This is a genomic window from Sulfitobacter sp., from assembly GCF_041552635.1.
In the GTDB taxonomy this organism is placed as follows: Bacteria; Pseudomonadota; Alphaproteobacteria; order Rhodobacterales; family Rhodobacteraceae; genus Sulfitobacter.
Genome location: NZ_JBFEKM010000152.1, coordinates 1 through 10,352, shown reverse-complemented (window position 1 = coordinate 10,352; position 10,352 = coordinate 1). Strand labels below are relative to the sequence as shown.

Here is a 10,352-nt window from a genome sequence, read left to right as displayed (position 1 = left end):
CAAAGGTCCATCCGGCCAGATGACGCAATCCGGTAAACTGTACGTGCCAGCGGTACATCGGCAGGTGTTCCCATCGCTCTTACCTCTTCCTTCCGGTCGGCGTGGCCCAAATGCCATCGCTTGTTGTTTGGCTGCGCTTGCCCGGGGGCCGCATCATTCCGCGACAGATGCGTTTTGCGGCGGATTTGCAGGATCAACCGATGGCACCGCACCTTGGTGAATCTGGCTGTCCAGCGCGCCGATCAGGTTTTCCGCCAGCACAGGCCACGATGATTTGACCGCAACACGCAGGCGCGATTTTCCACCGATTTCCGCGCGCAAGGCCTGATTTTCTGCCAAGTGCATCAAAGCATAGGCAAGGGAATCAACGTCATGGGGCGGAAACAGAATGCCGGTTTGGCCATCCTCGACCACCTCGCGGACAGACGGCCGGTTTGGTGCAACTGTCGGCACTGCGGCGGCTGCGTATTCGGTCAGTTTCATCGGGTTTCCATAGTCCAGCGTGTCCGGCAAAACCCCGATATCAAAGCTGGCCAGATAGTCGGGTATCTCATCAGGTTCCACGCCACCGACCGACGTGATGCGGTCCCTGACCCCATTGCGTTCACCTTGTTTCAGCACGGCAGCAAGGTTCGGGCCTGTGCCGACCAAAAGCAGATGCAGATTCATCGCGGCCGGAATGCGGCTCAACGCATCAACCAGTAAATCGACCCGGTGCCAGTCCAGAAAAGATCCGACAAAACCGATCACGCAGCGGTCGGACAGGCCAAGCCGGGCACGCATCGACCGGCCGTCAGCGGCATTGAAACGGTCCAGATTGACGCCATTTCGAACGATATGGATTTTGCCGCCCGCGACCCCTTCGGCAATCAAACGTTCGCGCACAGAGCGCGAGGTCGCGATCACAACAGCGGCCGCTGACGCCTGAAACAGCAAGATCTTGCGCGCAAGCGATGGCAGGCCCGCGCCCAGAACGTCCTCTTCGGAGGTGGGAGAGCAATCGTCAAGAACAAGCGGCAGTCCGCAAAGACGCGCTGCGGTCGCGCCCGATGCCGCACCATTCATCTGCGTTTCGACGATAACATCAGCACCATATTTGCGGGCCTCTTTGGCAAGCTGCCTGCCAAAATAAAGTGAATTTCCAAAACGGCTTACGTCGCGCAAGATCAGGGCAAGATGCCGAGGCAGCATCCGGCGCAGCACGCCGCGATATCCCGCCACCATCAGACCGGTCCCGGCCCCTTGCCCGCGCTCTACGACCCGGACACCGTGGCCCGCGTCCCGAAGCGCCTTTACTAGATGGCGGGCGCGTACGATGTCGCCGCGGGTGGAACTGAGCGTTTCGCCCCAAACAGGGATACTCCAAATTATTTTCATATTACTTTCGCAGACTTTGACTGGGTGCCCGTCCTTGGCACGAGGTTTCTCAGACAGCGCGTGCAGCATGTCTTAGCTGGGGGGCCTCAGCTTCGGACGGGTATGAAAAACCTAGGAAAGAATGATATTTGCAGCAATTTCCCCATTCGGGCGTGCAGTTGTCCAATCGGACATCGCGGCAAACCGAACAGTACTTTTCAATTGCTCGGCAAGGCGGTGGTGGACATCAGGGGCGCAATGCCCAGTTATAGCGCCCCCTGCCCCAGCCAAATTTGCGCAGCGGGTCAGGCTGGATCATAGATCAGCCAAAACGGCCCCTAACACGCAGCCCTCCAAAGCAAGCGAAGATGCGGTAGTCATCCTTCGCCACACATCCTGACGCGTGTTGATGGTTCCGCGATGGATTATTACGCGATGGCACGGGTGATGGTACGAGAGCGCAAGCGGCTAGGGCTGATGGCCTTCGACCAACACGCGTTGCGCTATCGAGGAGTGATGGAACTGGCTTGGGCTGGCTGCACAGATGACGAGATTGCCAGCTTCAGTGGCCACACATCCAAAGCCATGATCATCAAATATGCAGGCGAGGCGCGGCAAATCATGCGGGCGCGGCAGGCGGCAGCAAAGCGCAAATGATCCCGAACAGAACAAGCACAGAACGTGAGACTGATACTAGAGGTGATACCCAATGAGTGGACAAATTTCTAACCCATTGATTTTGCTTGGAGGCGAGTAGGAGAATCGAACTCCTGTACACGGATTTGCAATCCGCTGCGTAACCACTCCGCCAACTCGCCTCGACCGTAACACTACGGGGTATCATCCAGAACCTTGGCCAGGATGCGTTTCGGCTTATCCCGAGTTTTGACAGGTTTGTCTAGCCCAGTTTGTGACAAAGCGACGCGAATTTTGGCGACACCACCACGCCGCTGACCAAATTCCAGTTGATGCGCACATCTTTTTAAACTTCCTGCTGCCCTCGCAAACAGACCGGCAATCAACTACTGCCCAAAAAGGCACCAGCAAGCCCCCTTTTAGCCGTCCAGTAGCCCCTCCAATGCGGCGCGCGTCGCGGCGGGAATGTCGGTCGGGCGGTGATCTTTACGATCAACATACACGTGGACAAAAAAGCCTTCGGCCGCCGCCGTATCATCGTCATTGCGAAACAAACCCAGCTCCATCTTGACGGAACTGCGCCCAAGCTTTGCCACCCGCAGGCCTGCAGTGACCCGGTCAGGGAACTGCATCTCGCCAAAATATCGGCAACCGGTTTCGACGACCAAACCGAACACAGGGCTGGTCAGTGGGTCAAGCAAGCCCCGTTCGATCAGCCAGCCATTCACAGCCGTATCAAACAGCGCGTAATGCACCACATTATTCATGTGGCCATAGGCGTCATTGTCGTTCCAACGGGTTTGAAGGGGGTAGAATTCAGTGAAGTCGGCGCGATTTGGCGCAACGGGGCGGTCTGACATTACCACGCGGCCGTATAGATCGTGTGGGCATCCGACTGGCTTACCGTGCGGGGATTGTTCACCAACAGGCGGGCTTGCAGCATGGCGTCGGCGGCCATTTTATCAATTGCCTCCTTCGGGATATCCACATCGCGCAACCGCGTTTGCAACCCGACACGCGCCGAGAGATCAGCCAAAGCATCAATGAATGCGGCAGTGCGCGCCTGTGTCCCCTCAACCGCGGCCAAATCGGGAAAGGCATCTGCTGCGATTTCTGCGTACAGCGTTCCGGCATCGGGTGCATTGAACCGCAGCACGTGGGGCAACACCAATGCGTTCGACAGCCCGTGCGGAATGTGAAACGTGCCGCCAATCGGATAGGCCAGCGCGTGCACAGCGGCGACAGGGGAATTGGCAAAGGCCTGCCCCGCCAGCATGGACCCCAGCAGCATGGCACCGCGCGCGGCAATATCCGTTCCATCGGCCACCACCGCTTCGATATTGGCACCCAGAAGGCGCAGCGCCTCGCGAGCCAGCAGCTTGGATAGCGGATTGTTGTTGGCGCTCTTCGAGGCATAGGCCTCGATCGCGTGAACCATCGCATCAATACCCGTCGCGGCCGTGATATGTGCGGGCAAGCCCAGCGTCAGTTCAGCGTCCAGGATCGCCATGTCGGGCAAGATCACAGGGGATGATACGCCGCGCTTTTCCTCGGCACCGACAGTGATGATCGACACCGGCGTGACCTCGGACCCTGTGCCAGCGGTGGTCGGGATCAGGACCAGCGGCAGGCGTGGACCTTTGGCCTGCGCCACGCCCCACGCGCCATCAAGGTCCTCGCCCGAGCCCAACAGCAATGCCACCAGCTTGGCCACATCCTGCGATGAGCCGCCGCCAAAACCGATCACGCCGGTTGCATCTGCTGCCCTGCCCGCCTCGACCGCTGCCATCAGGGTTTCCCGCGACGGGTCGGCCTCGACTGCGTCAAAGACGGTGACCACATGGCCTGCGGTCTCAAGCGCCGCGATGGCGGGATCGCAAAGGCCCAGCTTGCGCAGGCCGGGGTCCGTGACCAAAAGGCAGTTCTTGCCTAACAGACCGCCTGCAAGCTCGGCCAGACGCACGGCTGCGCCATTCTCGAAAACAACGGATTTCGTGGTGTTAAAGACAAAGGGGGTCATGGGCAGTGGCCTTTCTTGCAATTCGGCACCCTGCAAAAACACAATGGCGCGCCCCGCATTAAAGGCAAAAATCTATGGCGCGCATAGTCGTTATTTCGGAAATCTATTTCACCAAGCGAAACTCGCGGGGCTTTAGCCCCCCGACGTAACGTCCTGAGGTTTGTTCGCGCCGAAAACCGCGACCAACGCCCAACGGATGCGATCCTTGAGCCCGTCCAAGACGCTGAACAGCGACGGCACGAACAGCAGCGACAAAAGCGTCGAAAGCAGCAGCCCGCCAATCACCGCAACCGCCATGGGCGCGCGGAATTCACCGCCCGCCCCAACGGCCAATGCCGAAGGTACCATGCCTGCGGTCATCGCCACAGTGGTCATGATGATAGGGCGCGCCCGTTTGTGGCCCGCTTGCAGCATCGCTTCTGATTTGGTGGCCCCTTCGGTCATCGCCTCTGCCGCGAACTCAACCAGCATGATCGCGTTTTTCGTCACAATTCCCATCAACATCAAAAAGCCGATCACAACCGACAACCCGATCGCAGAGTTGTTTAGGTAAAGCGCAAAAATCGCCCCCCCGATTGCCAAAGGCAGCGACATCAAGATGGTCACAGGGGTGATAAAGCTGCTGAAAAGCAGTACCAAAACCACATAAACCAGCAATATGCCCGCCCCCATCGCAAGCGCAAACTGGGTAAAGACCTCTCCCATCACCTCTGCGTCGCCCGCACTTTGGATCGACGTCCCCTCGGGCATGGATTGGGCCAAAGGCAACGCCATCACCGCTTCGGTTGCGGGACCAAGCGGGGCACCGGGGGCCAAATCGGCCTCAACGCTGGTGCGGTATTGCCGGTCGTAGCGTTCAATCGTGCTGGGCCCCGAAGACAGCCGCACATCAGCCACCACGCTTACCGGTACAGGGGCACCCGTGGTCGACGGCACGCGCAGACCGGCAAGCTTGCTTAGGTCGTCGCGCACGTCTTTCTTGAGGCGCACCAAAATCGGGATTTGGCGGTCGCCCGCGTTGAATTTGGCCACATTGCTTTCGGTGTCGCCCAGCGTGGCAATCCGGATCGTACTGGCAAGCGCCGCCGACGTGACCCCCATTTCAGCCGCCAATTGCGGGCGTGGGGTAATCTGGACTTCGGGGCGAACCAGCGACGCCGTGCTGGACGCATTCACGATCTCGGGCAGCCCGTTCATTTGCGCAGCCAAGGTGATTGCCGTGGCAGATGCCGCAGCTTCGGTATCGCCCAGCACATTCAGCTGAACGTCACGCTGGCCGTTGTCTTTAAGCACGTTGATCTTGACGTCCGGAATATCTTGCAACAGCTTTTTCATCTGTTCTTCGATCACGAAAGACGACTGGTCCCGCTCGTCTTTTTGACCGTAGTTCACGATCAGGTTCGCCTTGGTATCCGAAGACGTACCGCCTTCGACAAAGACGTTGGTGATCTCGGGGATTTGCGCCAGAATGGTCGACACGTTGCGCCCCTGTGCGCGGGTCTGATCCAGCGTTGATCCCGGCGGCAGTTCAAGCGAGACTGTTGAACGCCCCCGGTCAGCAGCAGGGACGAATTCGGTCGGCAACAGCGTTGCAGAAAAAATCGAGACCGCAAAAATTCCCAAGCCCATCAGCAGCGTCAGCGTCCGGTTGCGCAAGGTCCAACCCAGAATGCCCATATAGCGGCGCATGATGAAGCCGTCTTTTTCCTCTTCCTCGGGGGCCACGCCGTCGCGCATAAAATAGGCCGCCATCATCGGGGTGATCAGCCGGGCCACCAGCAGCGAAAACAACACAGCGACAGCCACGGTCAGGCCAAATTGTTTGAAATACTGTCCGGCTATGCCCGACATAAAGCTGACCGGGGCAAAGACCGCCACGATGGTAAAACTGATCGCAATAACGGTCAGACCAATCTCCGAGGCCGCCTCCTCGGACGCCTCATAGGCCGGTTTTCCCATCTGGATGTGGCGAACGATATTTTCAATCTCGACAATCGCGTCATCGACCAAGATGCCTGTGACCAACGTAATGCCCAGCAGACTGACCGTGTTCAGCGAAAACCCAAGATATTGCATCACCATAAATGTCGGGATGATCGACAACGGCAAGGCAACGGCGGTGATGATCGTCGCACGCCAATTGCGCAGGAATAGGAACACCACAATAATCGCAAGGGCAGCACCCTCGTAAAGCGTGTCCATGGCGGAATGATAATTCCCTTCGGTATAAACCGTGGCATCATCAATCAGCGAAAAACTGGCATTGGGGTATTCTTGGGCCAGTTCGGCAAGCCGGTCTTTGGCGTTATCCCCTGCCGCCAGATCGCTGGCACCAGTGGACCGGAACACGCCAAAGGCCACGACGGGCTGACCGTCCAGCATGGCAAAGCTTGACGTTTCGGTCGCACCATCAAATACTTTTCCCAAATCGTCCAACCGCACGGTTTGGCCCGGTGCCGTTATAATCGGTGTTGCAGCCAGTTGCGCCACAGTATCCGCGCTGCCAAGCGCGCGAATGGAATATTCCTGCCCCCCCAGATCACCCGACCCACCGCCCAGATCAATGTTGTTCTGCCGCAGTTGGCTGTTCACATCCGCCGCTGTCAGGCCAAGGGACAGCAGCCGGTCCGGATCCAGTTCGACCTCGATCGCGCGGTCGCCGCCACCGATACGGGTCACTTTGCCTACGCCTTTTTCCACCTGCAATTCGCGAGCGACGATTTCATCTACAAAATATGACAGGTCCTGAATCGACTGCGTCGGGTCGGACACCGCATAGGTCAAGATCGCCTGCCCCGTCACATCCAGACGTTTGATGATCGGTTCGGTCGCGTTTTCAGGCAGATCGCCCTGCACCCCTGCGACAGCGTCCTTGACATCGGTCAGGGCGGTGGCGCTGTCTGTCTCAAGTTCGAATTCGATGGTCAGACTCGCCGACCCGTCCGAGGCAACAGCCGTTACATGTTTGACCCCGGTCACATCTGACACCGCCCCTTCGACCGGTTTGACGATCTGGGTTGCAATTTCGGTCGGTGCCGCACCGGGTTGCGAGATGTTCACCGTAACAATGGGAATATCGATGTTGGGAAATTGCGTAACAGGAAGGCGGAAAAATCCGACCATACCGATCAGACACAGCACCAGAAACATCGCCAGTGACGGAACCGGGGACCGTATCGCCCAAGTGGACATATTCATTTGGAATCAGCCCCTTCCATGACGGGGTTCACCTTGTCCCCGTCGGAAAAGAACGCGCTCGCCTTGGCCACGACAACAGCATCTTCCTCAAGACCTGCTAGTACCTCGCGGCGATCATTCCAGATCAGTCCGGCGGTCACGCCCCTGCGCACCAACGTGTCGACATTCAGCTCAAGAACATAATCGCCGTTGGCGTCTGTCAAAACCGCCGTCGCAGGCACGGTCAGCCCTTCGTGGCGGTCTGTGACGATCCAGCCGCCTGCGAAAACCCCCGTCCGCAGGGCTTTGCCATCGTGCAATGACACACGCACATCCCCCAAACGATTGACTGAATCGACCGTCGGCGACACCAAGCGGACAGAGCCGTTCACCAGCCCAACGCCCGGGATGTCGACCTGTGCGTCATCTCCCGGTTCAATCCGGGCTAACGCGGTTTCGACAATCTCGGCCTTCACCTCGATCACGCCATCCTGAATCATCCGAAACAGCGGATCGCCAGAGCTAGTGGCAATCGCGCCCAATTGCGCATTACGCGCCGATATGATCCCTGCCGTCGGGGCCTTTATCATCGCGCGGTCCAGATTTAGCCGTGCCAAATCCAAAGACGCCTGCGCTTGCAACACCTGCGCACGGGCGACTTCAAGCCCGTCTTTTGCCGAAGCCACAGCAGCATCAGCTGTCTGTGCATTGGCACTGGCCTGGTCCAATGCGGCTTGGGTCGTGTTGCCGGACCGTTCAAGCTGCTGATTACGCTCAAGAACGCTTTGGGCCTGCGCAGCGGATGCCTGTGCTGATGTGATCTGGCTTTGGGCTTGGCGAACGCCTGCTTGGGCACGGGCATATTCCGCTTCGGCTTGGGACACCTGCACGGTCAGTGTATCGGTGTTAAGCTGCGCCAACACATCACCCTTTGCTACCTGCGCACCGGCATCGACCATAATTTCCTCAATCGGGAACCCTGAAACCTGCGGATACACCAACACTACGCGATACGCCTCAAGACTGCCGGAAATCGGCACGCGGTTCACGATCTCGGCGATGGTCGCGCGATCAACGGTCACACTTGGAACGCGCAGCTGTGGGTCAGGCGTCTCCTGCGCAAAACTTGCGCTGGCGGCGACCAAAAACATCGCACTGATCCGAGTTGCCAATGCCAGTTTCATCAATCTCTCCGTTCTGCGATAGTCCACCCAACGACTACTTCATGTGGGCCGTCGCACCCCGAAAGCAATGGATAAACAGCAACCCTAGGCTGCGTAACTTAAGATATGCCCTGCATTTTTGCATCGACCATCGCTTCTTCCGCAATCATCGCCTCAAGCTGACGGCGAAACCGCAACTGCCCCGCATCAATCGGCAAATCAATATGCGGCGAGGTTTTTTCTGCCATTCCCTTTTGCACTGCATTCAAAACCGCGCGGTCCTCTTCAAAGGCATGCTGCACGTCCTCGGTCATCATCCGGGAAAGTGCCGCATCATCGGGGCGGATATTGCGCAGTTGGAACCAGTAATACCGGGTTTTTCCAGCCGTCGTTGGGGTCATGAAATTCAGGCTATCCATAATGAATGTGTCCGGATGCAACGGCCCGTCCGGCCCCCCTGTCCCTGCGGGCGTGAACACTGCACGAATCAACGCATGGGATGGATAGCGTACCTCGTAATGTTGAAGTCTGTCACAGTTGCCTTTGAAAGAAATCACCTTTTTGTAAAACGGGGCTGGCTCAACGTCCAACATCCAGCGATGTACGATCACGCCGTTTTCGGTTTTCTTGACACGCAAAGGCGTGTCCTTGGTCGCGGCCTGACCAAAGCTGCCGCCATGCACCCAAGCAACATGCGTGGGGTCCAGAAGATTGTCGCACATCAACAGATAGTTGCAGTCCAGTTCCATCGCCGCACCGCGGTTCATCCCCCAATCGGGATTGTCGAAATTCTCGATCTCGAAAATCTCCTCTGGATCGGCCAGCACCGGATTGCCCATCCAAATCCAAACTAGGCCGTATTTTTCATGGGTCGGATAGGCGTGCACCCGCGCTTCGGACGGGATGCGCCCGCCGGGGGCCCAAACGCATTGACCCACACAATCAAACGTCAGCCCATGATAGCCACATTCGACCATATCGCCTTTTATCCGCCCCATCGACAGGGGCAGCTTGCGATGCGGGCAGACATCATCCAGCGCGACGATCGCGCCTGCTTCGGTCCTGTACACGCAAATAGTGCGTTCAAGCACCGTGATCTGCGCCAAATCCCGTGTCACCTCGTGATCCCATGCGGCGACATACCAAGCATTTTTCAAAAACATTCAAAGGCTCCTCAACTCCGTTAAAAGAGAGCCTTTTTCCGGCGTTGTCGTCAAGGGATACGCCTGCGGTGTCACTTGCCAAGCAATTCCCCCCTAAATGTACGATAAATGATATTCTTGCGCATAAATTTGGGGATAAGATGCGCCAAGAGGTCGTCTCTATGAACGCCGTGGGTCACTAAAAATGCAGCGGTAGATTTAGCCCGATCTGCAAAACCGCTATTTTACATGGGGATACAAGGCTTTCTTGATCGACCTGTACTTACCTCTTTCACAGCCCGAAAACCGCCTTAAGGCAGTTTGCGCTGCTCTGAATTCTGGTTGCGCAGATAGTCCATGATGGCTGAACGCACCGACTGTTCTCCGCGATCACGGGCGGCATTGATCACCTCGCGCACCTCGTTCAAGTCAGACCGACGTAGCAGGCTCTTGACCGGCCCGATGGACGCTGGTCGCATCGACAGCGACGTGATCCCGATCGCGGCAAAACACAATGCCTCAACAGGGCGGCCCGCGTCTTCGCCACAAAAGGACAGCGGCGTCCCGGTTTCCTGACAGCGCCCCACGATGCCTTCAAGGAAGGTCAAAAAGCTTACGTTCAAAGTATCATAGCGTCGGCGCACCAATTCGTTCTCTCGGTCAGCCGCAAAGAAAAACTGCTTGAGGTCGTTGCCGCCGATCGACAGAAACTCGACCTCCTCAAAGAACTTCTTTGGCGCGAATGCCAGCGAAGGCGTCTCGAGCATGGCACCGACTTCGATCTTGGACGGCAGCACATGGCCCAGTCGTTCTTCCCGCGCCAAGGTCTTGTCCATCTCGGCACGTGCGGCGCGGTAT

The 10,352-nt window shown here is 57.7% G+C and carries 8 protein-coding genes and 1 tRNA gene; 1 reads left to right on the top strand and 8 read right to left on the bottom strand.

The features are described 5' to 3' along the window. Positions 1–153: 153 nt before the first annotated feature. Positions 154–1,377 (bottom strand): glycosyltransferase family 4 protein, encoded by a 1,224-nt coding sequence (locus tag ABYT07_RS16020; RefSeq protein ID WP_372993038.1) that lies wholly within the window; start codon positions 1,375–1,377, stop codon positions 154–156. Between the two features lie 399 nt (positions 1,378–1,776). Here ABYT07_RS16020 and ABYT07_RS16015 point away from each other — a divergent pair, with 399 nt between their 5' ends. Continuing rightward, on the top strand, positions 1,777–2,013 hold the full coding sequence (locus tag ABYT07_RS16015) for a hypothetical protein (protein ID WP_372993037.1): 237 nt from the start codon (positions 1,777–1,779) through the stop codon (positions 2,011–2,013). Between the two features lie 87 nt (positions 2,014–2,100). Here ABYT07_RS16015 and ABYT07_RS16010 read toward each other — a convergent pair. The 7 genes from ABYT07_RS16010 to ABYT07_RS15980 all read right to left on the bottom strand — a co-directional run. Continuing rightward, positions 2,101–2,174 (bottom strand) — tRNA-Cys (locus tag ABYT07_RS16010). Between the two features lie 237 nt (positions 2,175–2,411). Continuing rightward, positions 2,412–2,852: an acyl-CoA thioesterase gene (locus ABYT07_RS16005; protein WP_372993036.1), complete on the bottom strand. Its 441-nt coding sequence runs from the start codon at positions 2,850–2,852 to the stop codon at positions 2,412–2,414. Further along, positions 2,852–4,012: an iron-containing alcohol dehydrogenase gene (locus ABYT07_RS16000; protein ID WP_372993035.1), complete on the bottom strand. Its 1,161-nt coding sequence runs from the start codon at positions 4,010–4,012 to the stop codon at positions 2,852–2,854. Before ABYT07_RS16000 ends, ABYT07_RS16005 begins: the two co-directional genes overlap by 1 nt. A 132-nt stretch (positions 4,013–4,144) precedes the next feature. Continuing rightward, the gene (locus ABYT07_RS15995; protein ID WP_372993034.1) at positions 4,145–7,210 is read right to left on the bottom strand and encodes an efflux RND transporter permease subunit; all 3,066 of its coding nucleotides are present in this window, start codon (positions 7,208–7,210) and stop codon (positions 4,145–4,147) included. Beyond that, positions 7,207–8,373, bottom strand: a complete 1,167-nt coding sequence (locus ABYT07_RS15990; protein WP_372993033.1) for an efflux RND transporter periplasmic adaptor subunit — start codon at positions 8,371–8,373, stop codon at positions 7,207–7,209. Before ABYT07_RS15990 ends, ABYT07_RS15995 begins: the two co-directional genes overlap by 4 nt. A 98-nt stretch (positions 8,374–8,471) precedes the next feature. Next, positions 8,472–9,515: a Rieske 2Fe-2S domain-containing protein gene (locus ABYT07_RS15985; protein WP_372993032.1), complete on the bottom strand. Its 1,044-nt coding sequence runs from the start codon at positions 9,513–9,515 to the stop codon at positions 8,472–8,474. Positions 9,516–9,805: 290 nt separating this feature from the next. Continuing rightward, positions 9,806–10,352 (bottom strand): putative PEP-binding protein (locus tag ABYT07_RS15980; protein ID WP_372993031.1); only part of this gene is annotated, 547 nt, incomplete at its 5' end.

Bases quoted from the DNA above. Each gene is read 5' to 3' on its own strand.
- ABYT07_RS16020 (WP_372993038.1), bottom strand. From the start codon at position 1,377: ATGAAAATAATTTGGAGTATCCCTGTTTGGGGCGAAACGCTCAGTTCC.
- ABYT07_RS16000 (WP_372993035.1), bottom strand. From the start codon at position 4,012: ATGACCCCCTTTGTCTTTAACACCACGAAATCCGTTGTTTTCGAGAAT.
- ABYT07_RS15990 (WP_372993033.1), bottom strand. From the start codon at position 8,373: ATGAAACTGGCATTGGCAACTCGGATCAGTGCGATGTTTTTGGTCGCC.
- ABYT07_RS16015 (WP_372993037.1), top strand. From the start codon at position 1,777: ATGGATTATTACGCGATGGCACGGGTGATGGTACGAGAGCGCAAGCGG.
- ABYT07_RS15995 (WP_372993034.1), bottom strand. From the start codon at position 7,210: ATGAATATGTCCACTTGGGCGATACGGTCCCCGGTTCCGTCACTGGCG.
- ABYT07_RS16005 (WP_372993036.1), bottom strand. From the start codon at position 2,852: ATGTCAGACCGCCCCGTTGCGCCAAATCGCGCCGACTTCACTGAATTC.
- ABYT07_RS15985 (WP_372993032.1), bottom strand. From the start codon at position 9,515: ATGTTTTTGAAAAATGCTTGGTATGTCGCCGCATGGGATCACGAGGTG.